At 48.5% G+C, this 24,844-nt stretch carries 18 protein-coding genes; 9 read left to right on the top strand and 9 right to left on the bottom strand.

Annotated features, from left to right (window positions below):
* The first annotated feature begins 332 nt into the window (after positions 1-332).
* The 3 genes from ACWHX8_RS07555 to ACWHX8_RS07545 are packed head-to-tail and all read left to right on the top strand — an operon-like array spanning position 333 to position 2,808.
* Positions 333-1,187: a hypothetical protein gene (locus ACWHX8_RS07555; RefSeq protein WP_447971343.1), complete on the top strand. Its 855-nt coding sequence runs from the start codon at positions 333-335 to the stop codon at positions 1,185-1,187.
* The gene (locus ACWHX8_RS07550) at positions 1,175-1,597 is read left to right on the top strand and encodes a secondary thiamine-phosphate synthase enzyme YjbQ (RefSeq protein ID WP_447971342.1); all 423 of its coding nucleotides are present in this window, start codon (positions 1,175-1,177) and stop codon (positions 1,595-1,597) included. The genes ACWHX8_RS07555 and ACWHX8_RS07550 overlap by 13 nt, the downstream gene beginning before the upstream one ends.
* Before the next feature lie 35 nt (positions 1,598-1,632).
* Positions 1,633-2,808, top strand: coding sequence for a S1C family serine protease (locus ACWHX8_RS07545; protein ID WP_447971341.1), 1,176 nt, complete (start codon positions 1,633-1,635; stop codon positions 2,806-2,808).
* Positions 2,809-2,846: 38 nt separating this feature from the next.
* Here the strand turns inward: ACWHX8_RS07545 and clpB are convergent, their stop codons facing one another.
* On the bottom strand, positions 2,847-5,447 hold the full coding sequence (clpB, locus tag ACWHX8_RS07540; RefSeq protein ID WP_447971340.1) for an ATP-dependent chaperone ClpB: 2,601 nt from the start codon (positions 5,445-5,447) through the stop codon (positions 2,847-2,849).
* Positions 5,448-5,553: 106 nt separating this feature from the next.
* Positions 5,554-7,146, bottom strand: coding sequence for a [protein-PII] uridylyltransferase family protein (locus ACWHX8_RS07535; RefSeq protein ID WP_447971339.1), 1,593 nt, complete (start codon positions 7,144-7,146; stop codon positions 5,554-5,556).
* A gap of 106 nt (positions 7,147-7,252) precedes the next feature.
* Between ACWHX8_RS07535 and ACWHX8_RS07530 the strand changes: the two genes are divergently transcribed.
* The 4 genes from ACWHX8_RS07530 to lpxC all read left to right on the top strand — a co-directional run bounded on the left by ACWHX8_RS07530 (position 7,253) and on the right by lpxC (position 13,168).
* Positions 7,253-9,529, top strand: a complete 2,277-nt coding sequence (locus ACWHX8_RS07530) for a [protein-PII] uridylyltransferase family protein (RefSeq protein ID WP_447971884.1) — start codon at positions 7,253-7,255, stop codon at positions 9,527-9,529.
* A 510-nt stretch (positions 9,530-10,039) separates the two neighbouring features.
* Positions 10,040-11,188, top strand: a complete 1,149-nt coding sequence (locus tag ACWHX8_RS07525) for a sigma-70 family RNA polymerase sigma factor (RefSeq protein WP_447971338.1) — start codon at positions 10,040-10,042, stop codon at positions 11,186-11,188.
* 137 nt (positions 11,189-11,325) lie between these two features.
* A complete protein-coding gene (locus ACWHX8_RS07520) occupies positions 11,326-11,667 on the top strand; it encodes a hypothetical protein (protein WP_447971337.1) in 342 nt (113 codons plus the stop codon).
* A gap of 550 nt (positions 11,668-12,217) precedes the next feature.
* Positions 12,218-13,168, top strand: coding sequence for a UDP-3-O-acyl-N-acetylglucosamine deacetylase (gene lpxC, locus ACWHX8_RS07515; RefSeq protein WP_447971336.1), 951 nt, complete (start codon positions 12,218-12,220; stop codon positions 13,166-13,168).
* 418 nt (positions 13,169-13,586) lie between these two features.
* Here the strand turns inward: lpxC and ACWHX8_RS07510 are convergent, their stop codons facing one another.
* The 7 genes from ACWHX8_RS07510 to ACWHX8_RS07480 all read right to left on the bottom strand — a co-directional run bounded on the left by ACWHX8_RS07510 (position 13,587) and on the right by ACWHX8_RS07480 (position 21,621).
* Positions 13,587-13,865: a MoaD/ThiS family protein gene (locus ACWHX8_RS07510; protein WP_447971335.1), complete on the bottom strand. Its 279-nt coding sequence runs from the start codon at positions 13,863-13,865 to the stop codon at positions 13,587-13,589.
* Positions 13,866-13,932: 67 nt separating this feature from the next.
* Complete coding sequence (locus tag ACWHX8_RS07505; protein ID WP_447971334.1) at positions 13,933-16,737, bottom strand: FAD-binding and (Fe-S)-binding domain-containing protein; 2,805 nt, start codon at positions 16,735-16,737, stop codon at positions 13,933-13,935.
* Between the two features lie 93 nt (positions 16,738-16,830).
* Positions 16,831-17,598, bottom strand: coding sequence for an SMC-Scp complex subunit ScpB (gene scpB / locus ACWHX8_RS07500; RefSeq protein WP_447971333.1), 768 nt, complete (start codon positions 17,596-17,598; stop codon positions 16,831-16,833).
* A gap of 115 nt (positions 17,599-17,713) precedes the next feature.
* Entirely contained in the window at positions 17,714-18,514 is an 801-nt protein-coding gene (locus ACWHX8_RS07495; protein ID WP_447971332.1) for a segregation and condensation protein A, read from the bottom strand.
* 112 nt (positions 18,515-18,626) lie between these two features.
* A complete protein-coding gene (locus ACWHX8_RS07490; protein ID WP_447971331.1) occupies positions 18,627-19,742 on the bottom strand; it encodes a pentapeptide repeat-containing protein in 1,116 nt (371 codons plus the stop codon).
* Between the two features lie 217 nt (positions 19,743-19,959).
* On the bottom strand, positions 19,960-20,646 hold the full coding sequence (locus ACWHX8_RS07485; RefSeq protein WP_447971330.1) for a peroxiredoxin: 687 nt from the start codon (positions 20,644-20,646) through the stop codon (positions 19,960-19,962).
* Between the two features lie 48 nt (positions 20,647-20,694).
* Positions 20,695-21,621 (bottom strand): hypothetical protein, encoded by a 927-nt coding sequence (locus ACWHX8_RS07480; RefSeq protein ID WP_447971329.1) that lies wholly within the window; start codon positions 21,619-21,621, stop codon positions 20,695-20,697.
* Between the two features lie 609 nt (positions 21,622-22,230).
* Here ACWHX8_RS07480 and ACWHX8_RS07475 point away from each other — a divergent pair.
* The gene (locus tag ACWHX8_RS07475) at positions 22,231-23,598 is read left to right on the top strand and encodes an MFS transporter (RefSeq protein WP_447971328.1); all 1,368 of its coding nucleotides are present in this window, start codon (positions 22,231-22,233) and stop codon (positions 23,596-23,598) included.
* A 123-nt stretch (positions 23,599-23,721) separates the two neighbouring features.
* Positions 23,722-24,807, top strand: a complete 1,086-nt coding sequence (locus ACWHX8_RS07470) for an acyltransferase family protein (RefSeq protein ID WP_447971327.1) — start codon at positions 23,722-23,724, stop codon at positions 24,805-24,807.
* The last annotated feature ends 37 nt before the right edge of the window (positions 24,808-24,844 follow it).

Raw genomic sequence — 24,844 nt, 5'->3', positions numbered from 1 at the left:
ACACCCCGTAATTCGCACTCAGATATCATTCACTCTATTATACGTCAAAGAATTCAGTCCTGCTGTCTGTAGGACTGGAAACGAAAACAGCAGACCGCTGAACCGCTGCCAATGAATGCCGTTTCACCAATCAGAGCCCAAGAGAAGGGACAACACCTCGTGAGCCCAACAAATTCCAACTTGACATGCCTACAGGGTGTCGATATTCTTCAATAATTCCACCAATACATTGCATGATCGTAATGCCCATTCGAAGGCCTTCCGGCGAAAATCACCGTCCTATCAACACACATCAAGCTCACCCCTCGCATCATACGAAGACAGGAAACTATGTGGGCACTGCCCTCAGCAAGAAACTTCTCAAGTTTTACGACTATCCACACCCGCTGAAACCACATGTCATCATTCCCGGATATGATAAATATCATGCACGGCGAACCGCGTCATTGTGTAAAGCAGTCGCCACACAGCTTGGACATCCAATTGCCCGAATCAAGCAGTATGAAATTGCCTGTCTTCTGCATGACCTCGGTCGTGCGGGACTGGATCAACCGTTATTTGGAAAAATTTGGTCATGGGCCAAAACTCGCGGAATTCCTACTCGGCCACGCGAATGGCGAACATTGTACCCGCACACTCCCTATGGACACGAAACCGAAGCGTTTCTTGAGCGATACGGACATGAGCTTGAACGACAACATATTCCCTTGGATGCCTGGACCACCGCACAAATTGAAATGCGACTGGGGTTTGCTCGACGGTTACGAAAACAGTTACGAGTCGTGAAGCCTGAACTAACACGCATGGGCATCACATGGGCCCCATGGATGGAACTGATCATGCTCTACTATTATTATCCTGAAAAATTACAACATGCATCACGATGGGTTCGCCAGCTAGCAGAAACATTAGTCGCCTGCGAACAGCTCGAAGCCTACAATAATAGGCAACGAGGTCGTGATTACTATACGCGTTCACACGAAAGTGTGCGAGAAGCCTTTCGCTACCTTCAACAATTACACGACCAAGGCATTGTGAGCGAACGCGTACTGACCGTCATTCAACAACTCATGACTCGGACATCGTTTATAAAAATATTAACAGATGCACGGGGAAAACCATTTACCCAACGAGACGTGCGGTATATCCAAACCCTTCAGAAAGACCTGAGCCTATGCCAGTCGTAACAGAATTCTTGCAGTACAGGATGAATGGCCGGACACATATTGAAAACATCACACACTCAATCCAAGAAACGCTCAAACTGTCTGGACTTCAAGCCGGAACGCTCACGATCTTTGTCAAACATACAACCGCATCGGTGATGATTATTGAAGATGAACCAGGGATCAGGAGTGATACCACTCGCATTTGGGATCAATTAATTCCCCCAGACCCGAACTGGGCACACAACACCAAAAACCCCGGTGAAGATAATGGACACAGCCACCTTCGCGGTCAACTGCAGGGCCCATTCGTAACGGTTCCTTTTGTCAATCACATCCTTACACTTGGCACCTGGCAACAAATCGTCCTCATAGATTTTGACACCCGAGCGCGCACACGAGAAATCGTCCTGCAAATGATGGGAGAATAACGCCGAATAGCGTGACAATCGTTGTAGAGTACATCATGAGCAAAATACACCCTGATTCTCAGACCTTGCACAGACATGCGAATATTTCCGTAATCGCAATATTGATTGTACTCATGTTTGACCTCTCCGTCTCCATGAGCTCCGTTGGTGTTGAACAGCCCCCACGGTCAGTGTCGTACGATACACAGTCTACGGCTCACGACTCCCAGTCACTCTTGACCGCTGCATCAACAACGCCAACATTAAGTCGTGAAGAACTAGAAACCATTGAGGTCTTTGAACGTGCACGCCGTTCAGTGGTGTACATCACCAACACAGCCCTTCGGCGTGACTTCTGGTCACTCAATACCTTTGAAGTTCCGCAAGGATCAGGGTCGGGATTCATCTGGGATGACCGTGGTCATATCGTCACAAACTTCCATGTCATCTATCAGGCTGATTCCATACAGATCGTGTTGGATGATCAGTCAACTCACGAAGCCAGTGTCATTGGCGTCGACCCTGATCATGATCTTGCCGTACTGCATATTCGTGATCACAAGAAACCATTTATTCCCATTGATGTCGGCAACTCAAAACATTTACGGGTAGGACAACGGGTTCTCGCAATTGGCAATCCATTCGGGCTGGATCATACCTTAACCACAGGAGTGGTCAGTGCCTTGGGGCGTACAATTAAGTCGTTGAATGAACGAACCATTGAAGGCGTCATCCAAACCGATGCGGCAATCAATCCCGGTAATTCAGGAGGGCCATTACTCGATAGCGGTGGACGCTTAATCGGGGTCAACACGCAAATCATCAGTCCAAGTGGTGCATTTGCGGGAATTGGATTTGCGGTGCCGGTCAATACCATTAACCGCATTGTCCCGCAACTCATTACATATGGGAAAGTCATTCGACCTGGACTCGGGATTTCCTTGATTCCTGATTCCATTGTTGCACGCTGGGGCATTCAAGGCCTTGTGATCGCACGTGTCGAACCGGGGGGGCCAGCCAGCCAGGCGGGTCTTCAAAGTGCCCGAGAAATGCGTGGAGGACGGATTCGGTTGGGGGATGTGATTACCACAGTTGACGGTCAGCCGGTTAAAGTCTTGGACGATCTCGCCATCATTCTTGATCGCCATAAAGTGGGAGATCGTCTACAAATCCAAATTCGCCGACAGGGAAAAATACGAAGTCTCAGCTTAACGCTTCAAGCGATGAAATAGCCCGAACGTGCAACTCGGCACGTTCGGAATCATCGTTCCTATGACACCTGCCTGGGGTGCGTGGTGAATATCATTTCACCGTCTTGAACATCCACCGTGACACTATCGCCATCCTTCAACTCTCCCTTCACGATTAATCGCGAAAGCGGCGTTTCAATGTCATGTTGAATTAATCGCTTCAGCGGGCGAGCCCCGTACACGGGGTCATAGCCTCGTGAGGCAAGTTCCGCAACAGCCGATTCAGTCACATCCATCGTCATTCGTCGCTCGACTAAACGTTGACGAAGCCGATTCAACTGAATATGCACAATATGGCTCAAGTGCGTCGTCGTCAGAGGATGAAACACCACCGTCTCATCAACACGATTAAGAAATTCAGGACGAAAGTGCTGCTTCGCTTCTCGCATCACCAATGCATGCAGTTGTTCATACGAGAGTCCCTGTTCCTGTCCTTCCAAAATCTCTTGACTGCCTAAATTTGATGTCATAATCAGAACGGTATTTTTAAAGTCTACCGTACGTCCTTGAGAGTCGGTCAATCTCCCATCATCTAACACTTGGAGTAAGACATTGAACACATCATGGTGCGCCTTCTCAATTTCATCAAAGAGGATCACGGAGAATGGACGACGGCGAACGGCTTCAGTCAACTGACCACCCTCTTCATATCCCACATACCCTGGAGGAGCACCGATGAGTCTCGCGGTCGTATGCTTCTCCATATATTCGGACATATCAATGCGAATCATATTGCTTTCATCGTCAAAGAGGATACTGGCTAACGCCCTAGCCAGCTCCGTTTTTCCAACTCCAGTTGGGCCGAGGAATAAGAACGAACCGATAGGTCGATTGGGATCTTTCAAGCCAGACCGGGCTCGCAACACCGCATCCGCTACCGCGTGCACCCCTTCTTCTTGTCCAATCACCCGTTCATGAAGTAAGTCTCCAAGGCGAAGTAATTTTTCAACCTCTCCCTGCATCAGACGGCTGACAGGGATTCCGGTCCACCGGCTCACAACTTCAGCAATATCCTCTTCATTCACTTCTTCGTTGAGTAAACGATGCTCTCCCTGCTTTTCCCCAAGGTGTTCGCCCTCGGCCTGCAGTTCCTGTTCGATGCGGGGAAGTGTGCCATATCGTAATTCAGCGACTCGATTCAGATCATAATTCCGTTCAGCCAGCTCAATCTCCCGCTTGACATCCTCCATTTGCTGACGAAGGTCCTGAAGTCGTCCCACTGACGCTTTTTCGGTATCCCATTGCGTTTGCAGCCGTTCAAGCGCCTGTTGCTTGTCGGTCAGCTCCTGATTGAGGTGTTCCAGACGAGCCAGGCTTCCTGGGTCAGTTTCTTTCTTCAACGCTTCACGTTCAATTTCAAGCTGCATCACCTTTCGAGAGAGTTCATCCATTTCAGCCGGCATACTGTCAATCTCCGTCCGTAAATGCGCAGCGGCTTCATCCACCAAATCGATGGCTTTATCAGGAAGGAATCTATCTCCAATGTAACGATGCGAAAGCTTGGCCGCCGCCACAAGCGCCGCATCTTTTATGCGTACGCCATGATGCACTTCATAGCGTTCATTCAGGCCACGTAAAATAGAAATCGTATCTTCGACGGACGGTTGATCAACCAGCACTGTTTGGAACCGTCGCTCAAGCGCGGCATCTTTCTCGATATGTTTCCGATATTCATTTAAGGTCGTGGCGCCGATTAAATGTAGCTCTCCCCTTGCCAGCATAGGCTTTAACAAATTCGCAGCATCCATCGAGCCTTCCGCAGCACCTGCCCCGACAACGGTATGAAGTTCATCAATAAAGAGAAGGATTTGGCCGTGTGAAGCTTGAATTTCCTTCAGAACGGCCTTAAGACGCTCTTCAAATTCACCACGAAATTTTGCGCCTGCGACTAAGGCTCCCATATCAAGAACCACGACGCGCTTTTTCTTCAGTCCCTCAGGAACATCCCCCTTCACGATTCGTTGCGCCAACCCTTCGACAATTGCGGTTTTCCCAACCCCCGGCTCTCCAATGAGAACCGGATTGTTTTTGGTTCTTCTCGATAAAATTTGGACGACACGGCGAATTTCTTCATCGCGACCGATCACAGGGTCCAACTTCCCCTGCTCCGCGAGCTTTGTGAGATTCCGTCCGTACTTTTCAAGCGACTGATACGTGCCTTCCGGATCTTGATTAGTGACGCGTTGATTTCCACGCACCTGCTGAAGGCCCAACAGCAATTTATCGCGTTTGAGGCCAATAGGACCAAAAACTCCCCCTTCTTCCACCATGGCCAACAACACATGCTCAACACTCAGATATTCATCCTGAAGGCCTTTCATTTCATCTTCTGCACGCGCCAGCACCGAAGCAATCCGAGGCGTCAAATGAATCTGGCCAGGCCCCCCCGCACTGCCTTGCACTTGCGGGATCTTGTTCATAGCCTGCTCCGCAGCTTGTTGCACGGCCACGGGTGATACGCCAGCTTGTTCAAGAATAGGCTTGGTTAATCCACCCTCTTGCTCAAGTAAGGCCAACAACATATGCTCAACATCCACACCTTGATGGTTTCTCCGCATGGCAATGCCAGAGGCGGCTTGAAGAGCTTCCTGCAGTTTTATCGTCATTGTATTCATATCCATCGCGAGACCTCTTCAATTGCATGAATATTCCTAATCCACAACTTTTTCGTCATGATTGCTCTTGGCCATAGATAACCACCATTTCCGTGATTTCAAGCCTTGCAGGCTATATCCCAATGGTTTGTTGATACAAGCGATGAACGATTGAGGTATGACGGTCATACTCATCCAAAAAGGCTTGAGCGGTTTCGGGAGGCGCGTCACCTTTGGTGTAGCCCATGCGCACGGCACATTTTGCCACCTCTTCGATATCACTCGGCAGGACATGCGTTTGGAGGTCATTCACCATCTGCAGTTTATGTTCGAGGTCGCGAAGAAATCGGTATGCAGCATCAAGTTGACCGACAGACTCTGCAGACAAAATCTGTAATCCGCCTAAAAGCGCTAGGGCTTTTAAGGTATTGCGTTCCATCACATGCGGAGATTGGTGGACATGCAAGAGTTGAAGGGCTTGGACCAGGAATTCGATCTCTCGAATGCCGCCTATACCCAATTTCACATGCCGTGTTTCTTCGCCTCGTTGACGAAGCTTTGCATGGATTTTGACTTTCAGAGATCGGACGGTCTGTATCACATGTTCCGACGGTGCCTGTTTCTGTCCATGAATAAAGGATCGAATCCGGCGCAAAAATGACCGGCCAATCGATTTGGTTCCTGCAATCGGATAGGCTTTAATAAAGGCCATTCGCTCCCAGTCTCGTCCTCGAGTCCGGTAATAGTGCACGGAATCCTCTAGTGATTTGGCTAATGCCCCGACATCTCCCTCAGGGCGCAAACGTAAATCAACACGAAAGATCGCACCTTCATCCGTCGTGATATCAAGCACATGTGTGATTTCCCGAGCAAGCTTCTCAAAATACTCATTATTGGACATCGGAGTTAGTCCATTGCTCGTCTGCGTTTCGCCCTCATCCGTTTGATAGACATACACAAGATCCACATCCGAGCTATAATTGAGTTCTCCCCCACCCAGTTTCCCCATACCCATGACCACAAATCCAGTCTGTACCAAGCGTCCATGCCGATTACGATGACTCGGAGCTCCATGTTGCGCACGAAGATGCTCATCGACAAGTTCATAGACGGCTTGGATCAACACCGTAGCCATATTCGACAGGGAACAAACAGTTTCGGCGACATCCGCGACACGCAACAAATCTCGAATACCAATACGCAGCATTTCTCTTCGTTTAAAACGTCGAAGCGCATCCCCCTTTCGCTCATAACTTTGAAACATTGCCAGAGACGTTCGTAGACTGTTCTCCATTTGCTTACGAGTTGGAGAACGAGTGTCAACTCGCTCTTCAACAAGCCAGTACAGCAGCATCGGATCGCGAATCAGCGTTTCGGCCATGGCCGGACTATTGCCAAAAATCATACACAACAGGTGCAGCATTCTCGGAGCTTGATGCAAGAACTGAAAGAGCGATCGACGTTGAATCCCGGTGGCGATATAGTGCTCCCATGCATTCAAGGCTTGATCGGGGTCAGCCGTCTCGCCGACCGCACGCAACAATTCAGCGAGAATGACGGACAGGGCTCGACGTTCTTCTGGATGGCCAGCCATTGATTGTAAATTGGCATCAGCCTGAGCCGGTCGCTCGAATCCATACGGCCTGAGCAAACGAGCCACGTCCTGGCGCCCTAATGTCGATGAGAGCAATAACGGGGTGGGATCGGGGATAGGCGCGTCATTCATTAGGCAAAACACTCATGTGAATGGGGATTCCGTAAGACTTGGGTATTATAGACGATCAGACTATAGACCTTACAATGTATCGCCATTTCAGTGTAATCTTATCGTGATGGATCATCAAAATCGAATTCAAGAATTACAACATGCATGTCCGCAACTTCATCCTCGTATTATTGAGGATTTTGTTCATCGGATGGACCCGGAATATTTTAAGCAGTTTCCCCCAGACATCGTCACGGAACATCTCTCGTTAGTCGGCACGCTCACCCCTGAACAACCATGCGCCATCACCATTAAAAAATATCCGAAACAACTCTATCAATTAACGATTATCGCCTACGATTACTATTCAGAATTTGCCATGCTCTGTGGGCTACTCTCTTCCGTCGGACTCGACATTCGAAATGCCATTATCTACACCTTGACGGACCAGGCCGCAACAGCATCATCATCCTCGACTCGACCGAGTCGGCAACTCCAAGTGAAACCAGGATTAGCAAACTCAGGGAATGCGGTTCGTGGACTGTCGCGAAAAAAAGTCGTTGATGTGTTCAATGTTAAACTGTTGCCAGGATGCGTGTTTCAGCGTACGCAACAAATGAAATTCAAAGAATCGGTCTTCGCCATGATTCGGTTACTCGAGACCCGAAATTTCCGACAAGTCCGAAGTCACGTCAATCGCGCACTCCTTGAATCACTCGAACAACTCAAGCCTCATGTCTCAGAAGTCGTCCATCCGGTTGAAGTACAATTCCATAATGCCCGCGCATCCGATGCCACAGTCATGGAAATTCGGGCCACCGACACCCCGGCGTTTTTGTATACATTCGCCAATGCCCTCACGATGCGTGGCGTCTATATTGCGAAAGCCAAAATCGAAGTGAAGGGCAACACCGCGCACAATGAATTATTCGTACAAGGACGAACGGGCGGAAAAATCAACTCGGCCGATGAACAACAAGAACTCATGTCCACAGCCGCACTGATCAAAGAATTCTCACATTTCCTGACATGGGCTCCTGATCCTGGGAAAGCGCTTGAGCACTTCGATCAACTCTTGGATGACCTGCAAGGAGACAAACAACAATCTCAGACATTTTCTCTCTTACGACAGCAATCACTACTCGGACACCTGGCGAAATTGTTTGGCAGTAGTGACTTTCTCTGGGAAGACCTTCTTCGCCGACAACATGCCAACCTCTTACCGGCGATGACAGACTTCCTGAAAGACCCGATCATTCGCGAAAAGGCTGATCTGGAGCAAGCCCTGACGGCTCAACTCAAAGCTTGCAAGTCCACCGATGAACGACGTGTCTGCCTGAACACCTTCAAAGATCAAGAGCTGTTCCGAATCGATATGAAGCATATGCTGGATACCGTATGGGTACCGGACTTTTCGCTCGCCCTAACGAACCTTGCAGAAGTTGTTCTTGAATACGCTCTGCGCGAAGCCCAGGAGGTTCTTGCGAAACAATTCAAACTCCCAAAGCAAGAAGCGCGACCGTACGCATTTACCATATTCGGGTTAGGGAAATTGGGAGGAAAAGAACTGGGTTATGCGTCTGATATTGAAGTGCTCTTTGTCTATGAGATGAAAAAATCCGCGAAACACACACACCAGATGCGTTCAACCGATTATTTTGAACAACTCGTACAAGAAATTCTTCGTTGGATTGAAGCCAAAAATAAAGGCATCTTTCATGTTGACACACGTCTGCGACCTTACGGTGACAAAGGCCTGCTCGCAAATTCATTTGAAGAAATCCGCAAATACTATGATCATCAGGGCTCGGCCGCTCCCTTTGAACGCCAAGCCATGATCAAACTTCGATACGTCGCCGGCGATAGCAAGCTCGGAGAAAAAGTTGAATGGCATCGTGATCGATACGTCTATAGCGCTCAACCTTGGCCCTTAGACATTGCCTTAGGTCTCCGCGCCAGACAAATGAAAGAACTAGTGCCAGGTCAATCCATTCACGTCAAATATAGTCCAGGCGGTATTATTGACATTGAATATCTCACCCAATATCTCCAACTGATGCACGGCCATCGTCTTCCATCGCTTCGTACGCCCAATACACTTGAAGCGCTCACAATCCTTCAACGACGGAAGATCCTTCAAACCGACGAAGAAACTATCCTCCATGAAGAATATCTTTTCTTTCGCCAATTGATCGATGCACTTCGTATCGTTCGGGGTCATGCCCAAGACCTGCTGCTGCCGGAGTCTCATTCAGATAGCTTAATTTTTCTTGCTCGACGCTTAGGGTTTGTGACTCAAAATTGGAATGATGGAGCCGTGGCTTTAGAAAGAGAAATTCACGATCGCATGAAGCGAGTCCATCACGTATTTCAACAACACGTGTATCCACCCACCCAAGCCTAAGCCCATCCCGCTATCTCCCATGGATACCGACATTGCCTCACCTATGAGAGGAGAACCTCACGATGATTTCTCGGCTGTTCACAGTCTTTACATCAAAAAACTGTCAATTCATGCAGCACAGAGTCAAACATTCCAACCTTTTCTGCCTTTGGACTCCAGGAACTCCCAGACTCATCCGATGAAGAACGTGAAGAGGACACCCGGAGAAAATACATTCACACGCTTCTCAGGATGCCCTCTGAGCAATCACACGGTCGTACAATAAAAGACTCATACTTTCAACATGTTAGATGTAGCGCACAACAAGCAAATACGCCATATCCGCAAAAAGGCTTCCTCTATTCAGAATAAGGTGAATGAGGAAAAACTGAAGGGAATTAGCCCCTTATGTTGTTCATCTCTTCATTCGTGGCTTGCTTTTTGCTTTTTTCATGACTATAGGGCGTCAAACAGATGACCGGTATTCGAAAGAAAAAAGCAAACACACTTCACCCCATGGAAACCTAGACTATGAAACACTCACATGCCACTCTAGCCAATGATCATGTTGATGAACTGCCATCAAACGCCGGTCGAACCTACACCCCGCCCGCAGGCAGTCAATCCCCGGCACTCGAGTCTCTCTATTTTCGCTCCTTTGGACCAAAGCCATTGCTTGACCGCCATTCGGAAGCTGAGCTTGGAAAACGTATCGACCAAGCCAGCGGTTCAATACGTACCATAGTCAAGCAAGGTCTTCAGGAAGCCAAAACATTACCGAAATCGTCCGCACAACAACAGGTCATTGAAAAACTCAAGGAAATTCACGAACTCAGTGGATTGTCCGTCCCGGCGATTGAAGAAGCTAGATGTACGTTGATGGCCTTAGAGAAACAAGACAGGCGACGTGCAAAATACATCGCATCACTTTGCCAACAGTTACAAGCCGCCGGTAGTCAGTTGGAGCAAGCCAAAGCAGAACTCGTGCAACGGAATTTACGATTAGTCGTGGATATTGCCAAACGCTATGCCGGGCATGGCCTGGCCTTCCTAGATCTTGTCCAAGAAGGCAATATTGGTCTAATGAAGGCTGCCGAACGATTTCAGCATAGCAAAGGATTTAAGTTCAGCACCTACGCAACCTGGTGGATCCGTCAAGGAATTACCCGCGCGCTCGCTGATCAATCACGCACCATTCGTATTCCAGTCCATATGAATGAGATTTCAAATAAGATTGCCCGTGTGTCGAAACGATTGACTCAACAACATGCTGCGCCAGCACAGATGGAAGATATTGGAGCATTCTTGAACATGAACCCTGATAAAGTTCAAGAAACTGTTCAAGTCTTTCAAGATCCGCTCTCCCTTGAAACACCTGTCGGAGATGGCGAAACCCTCTTAACGGACTTTGTGGCTGACTTAAAATCTGCCTCTCCCGAATGTCCAATTGCCAAAAAACAAACGAATCAACAAGTCCAACGTGTGCTCAGCACACTGACAGAACGAGAACAAATGGTCATTCGTCTTCGATTTGGCTTCGGACAAGATGAACCCTGGACACTTGAGGAAGTGGGACAAACCATGTCAGTCACACGGGAACGAGTTCGACAGATTGAAGCCAAAGCCCTCCAAAAGCTCAAAGAACCGAACATGAAACAGTTATTGGCTGCCATCAAATAACGTTTGCCATCCACCTCAGAAGGTTTTACTTTTCACAGCACAATGTATCCACGGGAGGTCAGACCTTGAGCTTGGCCTCCCTTTTTTTTTATGATAGGCGTCTCTAAAACATCTCATGACTCTGATTGGATACACGAATGAGCCCACAACCTGATCACCTCGCGCTCTCGCTGCGTGAAGACTTCCGCTATCACCTTGAACAGTTTTATGCGTTTCTCCACCTTGCTCCTCCTTATAATAGCGTTGAAAAAGCCATTCGCTTTCTTTCGACTGCCATACAACAAAAATCACAGGAAGAACGCGAACAACTGGCGGCACATCGTCATCTGAGATGGTCACTCTTTGAGCAGGCGTTCATTGAATCGGGATTGCCGAAGAAGCATCACGGAATTATTCGAGGACTCATACAATCGAACAAATGTGACCATCTTCCCAAAGAATACATGGTGTTCACACAACCATTTCTTGTGAATTCATAATTCCCGCTTCTGCACTCAACGCTCCGCGTAAACTCTCTGTAAACTTCCCGTACGTACCTAGTTTTCATCAATAAGCCGTTGTAGAGTCCTGCGCATGACACATCTAATCGTGATAGCCGATGCAATTATAGCGAAATAAAAAAACTTTCAGTCGAATGTACATCATATTCACAGCGCAACAACGCTTGTCGTACAGACAGACGTCTAGTGGAACGGCTATAACTTCATCCACATGAAACGCGTGAAACCGCGTTGTAAATCCTCATGGTTCACGCATTGCAAGAGAGGCTCTGCCCTAATGATGAGCATCCTGCACATACAGATGAAATAGATAGGCTCATGAGGAAACCTTGGTAGGCAAAAAAGATACAGGTGCATCTTTCGTACAACATTTTTACTGGACCTTTCGACACAAACGCGTTACGATCACTATACATTTTATTCTGTTCGTTATCGTTTGTGCGTTATCTTTACTCGGCATCTTACTTGCTCTTGTACAAGTAGAATTTTCAGTTTTCAGCCTGTGGATTACACCTAATGAGAGGCATGAATGAGATTTCAACAAACGATTGGCAAGGCGATCTCGGTTTCAGGCGTAGGACTCCACTCAGGCGAAACTGCCGAACTGACAGTTCACCCGGCGCCTCCCGGCACCGGCTTCATTTTCCATAAGGTAACATCAGGCGTTCCTGAAGCATGCCCAGCCACCATCCAGTGCCTACACCCAACGGATTTATGCACCGCGCTGAGTTTCAATACATTTCAAATACAGACGGTGGAACATCTCCTTTCCGCTCTTTCCGGTCTTGAAATCGACAATGTCCGCCTTGAGCTGACAGGAAATGAAATCCCAGCTCTCGATGGCAGCTCAGCGCCATTTGTGAGCTTGCTACAGGAAGCCGGGATTGTCGAACAAACTGTTCCGAGAACCTATTTGAAAATTGTTCACCCTATTTCAGTTGAACGCGGAAACAAGTCTCTGTCCGTCTATCCAGCACCTTTACAGAAAATTTCCTATTCGATTGTGTATGATCACCCACTTATCAAATCTCAAACTTATGTCCACCACGCTTCGCCATCCGAGTTCCAACGAAATATCGCCCCTGCGAGAACGTTTGCATTCAAAGAAGAAGTCGAAGGGCTCTGGTCGCGAGGGCTCGGGATGGGAGGATCACTGGACAATACGCTCGTCTTTTCTGACACCACACTTTTAAATGAACCTGGCCTGCGCTATACAGACGAATGCGTTCGACACAAAATTCTCGACCTTATCGGCGATCTTGCCTTACTCGGATTACCTGTGATTGGCCACATTGTAGCCGATCGTGCAGGACATCAACTTCACGCTGAATTAGTGACGGCCATTAATGCCAACCCTGATTCCTGGATACTCATCAATACCGATGTTGAAGGCAACGAGACATCCGCAGCTAAAACTGCGGACCAAAACGCTCAGGTATCAACCGTAGACCAGCCCCATCACGTCTATTCTTCGTTTTAGACTCACGCAGCTTCCGATAAGTCCACATCCATTATTGCCCCATTCCCCTAGCGTGACAGCCATTTCCACAATGTGCCCGAGTATATATTGTTACTGCTTCTCAGGACCTATAGCTGCAAACGTCAGGTCATATATAGCCGTTTCAATCATACTTCCGTTTGTACGACGTGTGTTTTAGCGCTGTGTACATGATGCACATTCGGCTGGAAGCTATTTGGGTTCGCTATAATTGAAACGGCTATTACCTACACTGTGATCTGAGACTGTAGCAAAGACTGGGTAGGAATTTGGGGGAAGAGCAAGGAGAAAGGCAATCCTCCGAGCCTTCCTCACCGTTTCTCAAGAACTTGATCGATAGGTCTTCCCGATATCTATCGGTATGAACACATGCAGGTCAGACGAAACAGGCGAAGTGTCGCTAGGGATTATGCCATCGAGCGCCTTCAAGCTCTGGATTAAACTGGTAGGTAAGTTTAAGCGTATCGCCATCCTTAATCTTCGACTCCAACGTTGAAACCCTCAAATTAATCGTGACCATCACTTGATTGGAATGAAGAAACGATTGGAACGGCTCAAACTTTTCCGCATGAGTTGCAAAAAGCTCTCGGACCGTCATCGGCTCAGGTACGTCACATTCAAACTCAGGCTCTTCGATTGCATCCTGAAGGGTCTGCCCAAAAACCAGCACTTTAATCATATGGTCCTCTCACATATCACGTACGAGGCAAGAATCTATTTAAGCACGAACTCTTCCTCAGACACAATTATTTCTCACTCGCTTCGTCCAGTAATTCAGCAATATGCTTCACTGCCACGGTGCCCCGCAGTCCATTTTTCAACTGAATCATACAGGCTGGACAACTAGTTGCCACAGTTTGCGCCCCACTATCAAGAATGGCATTCCGTTTCCGATCGAAAATTTTTTGCGACGTCTCATAGTCTTTTACAATATAGGTCCCCGCTCCCCCAGCGCATCGATCGGCGTCTTGCATTTCAACAAACTGCAGACCTGGCAGATTCGATAACGCCTTTCGTGGAGCCTTCGTCACCCCCGCAGCACGTAAATGACAAGAGGAATGATAGGTCACCGTTTCTTTCCGCGGCGTGTGGGACGATGACGTCTCGTGATGCTTCGCCTCTGCTATCCGGACATTTCCTGGCAGCTCAGAAATATGCTTGACCCGAGTAGACAATTGATTGGCCAATTCTTCTTCGGGCTCGCCCTTGAACAATCGCGCATAGTCCTTCAAGCTAAGGGTACAAGACGCACAGCCAGTCACGACGGTCTCATACGATGCCAAATTGGCAATGTTCTCTCGAGCGCCCTCTTTGACTAAATCGCGATGGCCATAGGTTTCAATCGGTGTTCCAGAACATCGTTGAACTGGAAGTACTGGCTCAAGACCCTGTTTACGCAAGACGCTGATGACCGCATCACCAACCCCATCCTCAAAATAATTTGCCGCACACCCATGGAAATACGCGACTGTAGCGGAATTTTTTTCTGACGTTGGACACATCTCTGGATACCGCTCGCGCAACGTACGTTTCGCTAATTGCGGAAGAATGAGCCCCTGGGGGATAGCCGCATTTGGAGCAAGCTGACGGAGTATTGGCCGAGTGAATGTTTCTATTCCTCGCCGAATAGAAGGGCGATCCCAGATCGGTTGCGTGTATGCCGCGATCTTGAGCAAACGCTCAAAAATCCAGGGACGAGCATGCAGACCAAACACCCATCCCATCAGCCGATTGGGATGTTCCGCACGTCGTTGCAAAATCAAGTCCGACACATCGACATCAGCCGGACACACAGTTCGACAGGACTTGCAGTTGAGACAGGCATCCACCACGCGCTTTGAATCCAAATAACGATAATCCTTGTCCGTAACAATTTCGAACCAGCCACGCGAACTCATATCTTCGGACTGAAAGACATCATATACCGGACAGACCGCGTTGCACTTCGCACAGGTGGCACAGGGTTTAGCCAGACGCTCATAATCAATATGTTCCGTAAAGGATTCATTGCTGATCTTCACCCCTGGATTCATCACTCCAGTCGGGTCCAGGAACCGCTTCACCTCTACGAAAACTTGGTATAAATCTTCGCCAAACATCGGACGGACCATTTCCGCACGAATACGCCCATCTCCGTGCTCGCCGCATATCGACCCTCCAAAGGTCTCAAGCACAACCTGATGCACCGCGCGGTGCGCGTTCACCATTCCCTGGAAATCTTTTGAATCATTCAGATCCAATAAAGGAAGAATATGCGCGTTGCCATCACCAATATGCCCAAAGACAGCCACCGCAATATCTTGCTCTCCAAAAAAACCTTCCAGGTAACGAATCAGCTCTGCGGTGCGTTCCGCCGTCACAACAACATCATCCACAAAGTTAATAGGTTTTTTGTGCTGATCATACCGGTACAGAGTGGGATACAGCGCCTTTCGAGCCTTCCACAGCTCCTGTTGTTTTTCACCATCGAACGCCACCACCGGATCAGCGGATAAACGATAGCCGCGACAGAGGCTCAGAAGTCGCTCACTTCGCCCAGGATCTTCGCCTTGATCAAATTCAATAAGCAGTGTGGCTGCGGAATCAGCCGGAATGCCGTACGTGTCTCTCCCGATCAAATTGAGTGTATTGGCATCCATCACCTCAAGAGCGCTCGGCATAAGCGTCAACAGGTCTGGGACCGCCTCCCCCATTTCCTCCAAATGACGAAAGTGAATCAGAGCAGAAGCCGTGGATGTTGGACGATCGACGAGCCGAATCGTCGCTTCGCTGAAAATCCCAAGCGTGCCTTCACTCCCGATAAAGAGTTTCGGCAAATCCCATACCTCTCGCTTCACCCCATCGATCAAATCAAAAAGATTATACCCAGAACTATTCTTACTCACATGCGGGCGTTTCGCCTGAATCAAGGCATCATGTTCGCGAACCAAATCTAGGAGCGACCGAAGGGACGGGTGCTCGTCAAAAATACGGGACAGAGCCGGATCATCCATCTTATACGATTGGGCCTGCAGCCAACCGCCTTGAGGTAATCGTACGCGAAGCGCCAACACATTATCTTTGACTGACCCGTACCGCAGCGTATGCGGCCCGGAAGAATTATTCGCCAACATGCCGCCAAGCTTACACATCTCTCCGCTCGATGGATCTGGACCGAACATCAGATTCGACGTCACAAGTTGTTTATTCAATTCAGCCAACACAATTCCCGGTTGAACCCTTGCCCATTTTTCAGCGTGATTCACCTCGAGAATTTTATTCATCCTAGAGACATCGAGAATGATCCCCGTCCCTATCGCTGACCCGGTGAGATTGGTTCCAGCAGCTCGTGCGGTGAGCGGAATGCCATGACGAACGGCGTACTCGACGATCAGATCAATATCGGCTTCACATTCAGGAAGGGCAATGACTTTCGGGGACAGTCGGTAAATGCTTGCATCGACGGCATAGGCCTTAAGAGTCGACACATCACTCTTGACTTTATGGTCACCGAGAAGTCGGTGGAGATCTTGAACAACTGAAGATTTCTTATCAGGAAGAATTAAAGGCATCGAACCACGCCATGACTCCTGCATAGGAGAAGATTGAGGGAAAAAGTACACGCTGAACCGTCTTCACATACTTCAGTGTACACGGTCGGAGGGCTAGGCTGGAAGGTCACCATTCCCTTCCGTAGAAGCGGTATCTGAAGGCGCCTCACCTTCATCGAACGGAAGGGCTAACGTAACGGGATTCCCAAGATCCTGTATTTCTTTTAGGGGCGGAAGATCCCTCAGATCTCGCAGACCAAATCGTTGAAGAAATTGCTTGCTTGTTCCATAGAGAATTGGACGTCCAGGAACATCTTGCCGTCCTACGATTCTCACAAGTTTTTGATCAAGGAGTGTCCGAAGCACCCCGGAAGTTTCAACCCCTCGGATTTTTTCAATATCCGAGCGAGTAATGGGTTGCTTATAACTGACGATGGCCAGCGCTTCAAGTGCCGATGGAGACAGCTTCGAAGAGGACTTGGTTTTCGAGAGACGGCGAATGAACATCCCACAATCCGGACGAGTCGCCAAGAGGAAGCCCCCAGCAACTTCCGAAAGACATAACCCGCGCCCTTCACTCTCATAATCAGACTGTAAAATCCGAAGAACTTCTATGATCTTAGACTTTGGAACCCCTTCGAGCACGGTGGATAATTTATCGACGGTAACTGGATCATGAGACACAAATAAAACGGCTTCAAGGATCCCTTTAATTTCTGAATCTGCGAAATCAACACTCTCGTCAAAACTCCCGTTTTGTTCTTCTTGCTTTAATACGTCAATCGACGGACCATCTGCAATCGAAAGCTGTGGCTCCTCCGTGACACTCTCGACAGCTTCCGCCTCAACACAATCTTCTTGACCTAACGTTTTGACTGTCATCCTAGGCCTCCGTAACACATTCATCAAAATCTACGAGGAAGCACTCGATACATTCTTGTCTCTTCACGATCAAATCAATTCTCCGACATTTTTCACATCACCCATGTATGGCTCGTTATAGTTCTGTGCTGCCGCTGCCATCGCCTGGAACAAAATTCCTGGTCACACGTATCGGGCCAAAGATATCACTCTGATACAGGCGAACTAAATTCATACGCACAAGTTCTAACAGGGCCAGAAATGTGACAATAATCAGAGGGCGCGACTTGAGATGCTCAAACAGTTCGTCAAACGCGGCAGAGGATTCAATCTCTAGACGTTCGAGAATACCATGAATTCTATCCTGAATAGACAAGGACTCTTTGGTGACATCAATAAAGACCTGATCGGGCGTCGCTCGATCTAACACCCGCTGCAAAGCTCCGACAAGATCAAACAAACTCAGATCATCGGAGAGCATGTCATCGTCAGCCGCACTGAGAGTCTCTCCTTGAGTCGAGGGAACCGGTTCACGAATGAAGGCTTCGCCCCAGATTTTTCCCTGAGTCGATAGACGAAACGCCGCATCTTTGAATTGTTCATATTCGACTAACTGACGAACTAACTCCGCTCGAGGATCCTCGCCTTCCCCGTCATCCTCAACAGGGGTCTCATCCTTGGGAAGGAGGAGCCGTGATTTGATTTGCAATAGTGTTGCAGCCATCACAAGAAACTCTCCGGCAAAGGAGAGATTCAAGTTTTTCAGTAAATTGATATAGCTTAAGTATTGCTGCGTAATAAGAGCAATCGGGATATCATAAATATTGATTTCTTGCTTTCGGATCAGATGGAGAAGAAGATCAAGAGGACCATTAAATGAATCGAGTTGAACCTTATAGGTATCATCCAATGATTCATCAATTTGCAGACTTTCCATATATTTGCGTTCTCGTGACTGACTCAAACAACGGTGCGATCTTTAAGATATACCATCTTTTGTGGGCTCCATCAATCCCTTCTCTATATATTGGGGACAAGCCACAATTACCCTAAGAATATCGCCATTTTTTTACACCCCAGGCAAGAACACAGAGAAAGCCCAGGAAAGCCAAGATGATAGAAAGGTTACCACTTACGTCTTTCTGCCTACTCATACTTTGCCATTTCCCATCAAGTGTCGTTCCTGAAAACTCCGGTGGCGTGAGAAATTCCACATTTCTAAAATTTGTGAGACCGGCAAATGAGGAGTCGGTAAAGTCACTGACTGCCTGAAATGTGGCATCTTGAAAGTTTGCTTCCTGCTGAAAAGACGAAAACCGAAAAAACGCCTCGCGATGAAACTGCGACTCGGAAAACGTGCCAGGCCCATCAAATCGAGCTCCCGAGAAACCCGTTCCCATCTGAAATTGTGCTTGTGTAAAATTGGCCCCTTGCTCAAAGATGACTTCCAAGAATTCCGCAAGCCCGGTAAACCGGCTTTCGCTAAAGTCCGCCTCCTGCTTGAAGTGCGCTTTATGAAATCGAGAATGTGTCCCGAATAGGACGTGATGAAATACAGCCTGCCCTTCAAGATGCGCACGAACAAAAAAGCCCTCATACAAGATTTTCGAGTTTGAAAAGTTCAGATCGTGAAGAAATGCTGTATGTGAAAAATCGACTGACCGTTCAAATCGGCTTCCAGTGATAGAAAATTCTCCTACTATGACCAGCATACCTTGTCGTAAATTCGTAGCCCAAGTGCCTTGAATGAGTGCGTCATGAATAGCCACTGGACGCTGAATAACCCGAACGTCTTCAATCTGACGTTCAGCGGCGATTTTTTGAATCACGTCTGAAGACAAAGATGCCGCGCTGATGGATTGAAGAGGCAACTGATCCAACAGCAAGTCACCAACGATCATGACCCCGCGAAGATCAATTCGTTTCCCATCGTGTAGTGCCTGGAACAGGGAATCAGCATGAATCGCATGGCGTTCACGTTCCTCCGCAGTGCATGACCCAACAAGATGACGACGGAAGACATCAGGGTCAGTCTCAGACGATTGACTCAGTTCACAAGCCCAAGCAATGCTCAGACTTCCCATACTGGCCGCCATGATCCCAACGATGACGATAGACCGGAACATCAAGCCAATCCCATCCAAGGCCATAGCACTGCCCGGCATACCCAACTTCGAATAGGTCTTGGATGAACTGGTGTAGACATAGCGACAGTACGAGAGGACAAAAACAAAGCCGCGCGTTAGGTATCGTGCTGGATATTCACATGCATGGCTAGTAGAAATACCTGAGACGCGTGAATCGCGTCGTGGTCGACACAGGAGGACCTCGGAATGGTCACGACTCGAGACGAGGAATAACCCCGATACACATGGCGAGGCACTAAGAAGATTGACTTTCAGGTTCCGGAGACTTTTTAGGACTGGCATCTTTCAGCATGAGGTAGAAATCCTGGTGATCAAGGTCCGATTGATTCAATCGCGCTTCAACATCACTCACGGTTGTAGGCGGAGGAACCACAACCTTCTCACCCTCATGCCAATTGACCGGGGTCGCGCAGGAATACCGTTCGGTTGCCTGTAACGCCGTGACAAGCCGCAACACCTCATCAACATTACGCCCGACATTCATGGGGTAATAAATCAGAGCTCGAATCACCCGCTTGGGATCGATCACAAACACGGTGCGAACGGTCGCCGTGGAGCTGGCATCCGAATGAATCATGCCGTAACGATGAGATACCGTCATATCCACATCAGCTATCATAGGAAATGGAATGTCAACCCCCATTTTCTGTTTCATATTCTGAAGCCATGCAAGATGTGAATGAACACTATCAACACTTAGACCGATGAGTTTCGTCCGCCTCGAAGCAAACTGCTCATGTTGACGGGCAAATTCCATAATTTCAGTCGTACACACCGGCGTAAAGTCAGCCGGATGTGAAAACAAGACGACCCAATCTTGCTCCTGCCACACGCTAAAATTGAATTCTGAAATATGAGTGGTCACGGCATCAAAATCCGGAGCGCGATCACCAATTCGAAGCAACCCAGTCCCTTCCGACATGCATCCTCCTTTATGTTCTTACGCTTCAAGTTCTGCTGCGATCACGTGTTACCAGGAACGTGAAATATCCTCTTCATCATCTTCGAGTCCCGAATCGTTATCACGGAAAAACTTTTCCGTTCCCAGCTCATCGGAAAGATCATCAGTGAGATCATCATCACTCTCTTCATCCAGACCTCGAGGAAACGCATCATCAACAAACTCGTCCGCAAGGTCATCAGTCAATTCATCCAGATCATCGTCGGAGTCATCTGCCCCTTCTATGGTGAGTTCATCAACTTCGACATCCGCATCCGCATCAAGACTCGTTTTTGGAGATTTCAAAGAACTTAACGAGGCACTTTCGGCACTGAGGACGGCAACCAAAGGAGACTTCGCCACATCTTCTTCAGTCAGGATAGCCGCCTCTTGCTTTTTGGAAACGGGTTCTTCGCGTACGGCTTTCGACGTACCAGGCTTCTTGATGGCCTTCGGCCTATCAGGTTTCTTGACTGATACAAGGGGTCGAGACGCCTTCGAAGGGGCTTTCCCCTTTGCTTTTTTCGTTGACGTGACGGCTTTGGCTTTGGCTTTGGCCGTGACTTTTGGCTTACCTTTCGCCTTCACAACTTTTTTGGGTTTTACAGATTTTGGGGCAGTTTTTTTATTCACGGTTTTGCTAATCGGCTTCTTTTTTATTGCCTTTTTGGCCGACGTTTTACGTGCTGACTTTTTTGCACTCGTGGCCTTGGCTTTCTTCGCTGGTTGAGTTTTTTTGTTTGACTTGGTGCTTTTGGCCGCCTTGGGTTTTGTTGCCTTAGCCTTTTTTGAGGCAGACTGACGCGTGGATTGAGACGCCGCCTTCCTCCCTGTTGTCGCTTGACGCTTCGACTTCGCGGTTGACTTCGACGGACTTTTTGATGACTTAGCCTTCAGCTTCGGTTTGGCTTTCGACTTGGGCTTGGCTTTCGACTTGGGCTTGGCCTTCGTTGCCATTAGCGAACCCTCCTAGTGTAGTGTTTCACAAGTTCGTGACATCGCCTAAGAAACATAGCGTATAGTGCTCTGCCTCTACATCTTCATAAGGAGAGACACTGGTTGAAGCATTCACCTCAAGAAAACCATAAGCTGCGGAGGTCGCTCCGGCTTAGGCTACTCGTGCATGTTCGCCTTTCTTCTTCAACAGTTAGGCCGTGCCGTTCTTAGGTGGCTCCCATCTACCATGGACCGCATACACGTTTCAAGAAAAGAATTTCAAAACTCAAAAAACGTTCGATAACGCTATCAAGAGCGACGGCCTATTGTTACAATGCCTTCTCGTGAAAAGCCCAACTACGGCATGGCTCATGCCTCAAATAAAGAGCTAAAGAGAGCAAAATGAAGAGGAGCACCCCCTCGTTCTTTCACATCATGATTGGCGTCACACACCAAACAATCACTGACGAATCGGCATCAAACAGCATAACCCTCGACCATGGCCGGACAGAAAACTCCTTCTAGAAGCCATTCGCGTATCTCTTTACTTAGCGAAATTTCATCATAACGTCAATGCGTTATGACCAGCAGCCTTCCCTGACCACCAAATCAACGATGAATTGTCACTCTATGCCTGAATCACCAACCCGAACTCGTTGGAAAATTCTCGGAATTCTCCTCCTCATTAGTATCGTGACCTATATCGATCGAGTGAATATCTCCATCACGGCTCGACAGATGATGCCAGCCCTGGGACTCACGGATCTCCAAATGGGACAAATTTTTTCGGCATTCGTCTTCGGATATGCCATCTTTCAAATTCCAGGCGGATGGCTTGGCGATCGGTGGGGAGCGCGTCGAGTTCTGACACTCGCCGTACTGTGGTGGTCAATCTTTACGGCCCTGACGGCCGTTGCCCCGACTCTTTCAATCGCGAACACCATTGGCATTATGGGTTCTCTCATGCTCGTCAGATTTCTCATTGGCGTCGGCGAAGCCGCAGCCCTCCCCAACTTCAACCGCGCCGTGGCCAACTGGCATCCACCACATGAACGTGGACTGGGCATCGGCATTACGATTGGAGGAATCGGCATTGGTTCGGCACTTACTCCACCGGTCACCGCGTGGATTATGGTCAACTATGGCTGGCAGACCGCATTTTATGCTGCAGGAGGTCTGGGAATAGCCATTGCCCTTCTCTGGTATTGGTATGCAACAGACTACCCACGGCACCATCGACACGTGAATGAAGCAGAAGCCCTGTACATAGAAAACGCCACAATTCAGAAACCTCACGCTACCCGCGCCATGAGCTCCTCGCCTCCCTCAAAACAGCAAGACACAGGAAAAAAAGAAATCACGCCCCCCCCTTCTGGCGTTCCATGGCGCACCATAATACGAACCCCCACGGTCTGGTGGCTCGTGTTGAGCTATACATGCCTTGGATATGTGGCATATGTCTATATGTCATGGTTCTATCTGTACCTTGTCAATGTGCGTGGCTTTGACGTGTTACGGGGAGCATTTTTTGCGTCAGCACCATTCCTTGCCATGGCACTGTTCTGTCCGTGGGGAGGATGGGTTACTGATAAATTATCACAGACTCACGGGTTGAACATTGGACGATCACGGGTTGGGGCAGCAGGAATGATTCTCGCTTCACTCTCCATTGTCATTGGCGCAAATATACCATCCCCCTTTGGGGCGATTGGAATGCTGTCACTCGGCGCTGGGTGGCTATACTTCACCGTGGGCGCATTTTGGGCGGCCACCACAGACCTGTCAAAAACACACGCAGGCACGCTCTCCGGAATGATGAACACCGGAGCAAATCTTGGCGGAACAATTTCGCCAACGCTCACCCCCTGGCTTGCAGAACAATTCGGCTGGTCGGTGGCACTTGGAGCCGCCGCCTTCCTTGCCCTTGTCGGTGGTATACTGTGGTTCCTTATCCGTCCTGCTGACGGGTTAAAGCTACATGAGAGAGAGCCCAGTTAGACACAGTAAAAAAATACCTTCTAGGCCAATCAAATCTACATGCGACACGAATCAATAGTGAACCGACTTATCAGCGCAAGAATGTAAACGGCCAGCAAACGATAGCAACAACAGTATCAGGCCATGACAACTTTTGCCCCTATCGGTTATCGACCTCAACTGGACAGCCTTCGCGCACTCGCCGCGTTTGGTGTGTTCATGCAACATTTCCTGTATGAAAACAATGTATTTCGAAGCACAATTCCACTTGGAGATCTTGGGGTCCGCCTGTTTTTTGTCTTGAGCGGATTTCTCATTACTGGTCTTCTCCTTGATGGAAGAGATAAAGTTGAAACCTCTAGTCGTCAGCCCTTCACACTGTTGATATGTTTTTATATACGACGACTCTTACGGCTCACTCCGATCTATTATCTCGTCCTCCTGCTTCTACTCTGCTTCACCTCAACAGACAGGTCCCAACTATGGTGGTTCTTTGCGTATCTGCAGAATATTCATTTTGCCATTGACAATGGCTTCACGGTTGCCGATAACTTTTGGACGCTCGCCGTCGAAGAGCAATTTTACCTCTTCTGGCCATTTGTCATTTTATTTATTCCAAGAGCCTACCTCTTCTCTGTCGTCGCACTGTGTGTCATCATAGGCCCTCTGTTTCGCCTTCTTTGCCTCACGACTGGACTTACTCATTTTCAGGGAAGCATGTTAATGCCATCACATCTCGACACACTCGGCATAGGCGGACTCCTGGCGATCCTGTCTCGCACAGTGGAAATCGACAAACGTCAGCTACACAGAATACTCACCATCAGCTCCAGCATCGGCATACTGCTTTTAATGAGCGTATTGATTGCAAAAGTGCTTGACACCCCATCATCGATCGAGTTCATACTTGGCGAATTGGGTGCAGGACTTCTGTTTGTTTGGATGATAGGCAGGGCCGCCGAAGGATTTAGTGGGCCAATCGGCATCGTACTCAACCAACCTACGTTAATCTATTGTGGCCGAATCAGTTACGGAATGTATGTGATCCACCTGTTTGTTCCAGACCTACTCAGCGGTATTGGATTCATGGCCATACTTCCCCCAATCGTCAATAATGATGAGTGGCTCAGGTTGCTTCTGTTCAGTGCGGTGTCTATTCTGCTCGCCATGGTTTCATGGCATCTACTCGAAAAGCCGATCAATAATCTTAAGCGTTTCTATCCAATATAATCTGTCAACTGCAATGTGGAGGAAACCGCAAAACCTG

The sequence above is a fragment of the Nitrospira sp. M1 genome, assembly GCF_965152605.1.
Note: the sequence above shows the minus strand (reverse complement) of the source record. Positions and strands in the feature narration are given on the sequence as shown.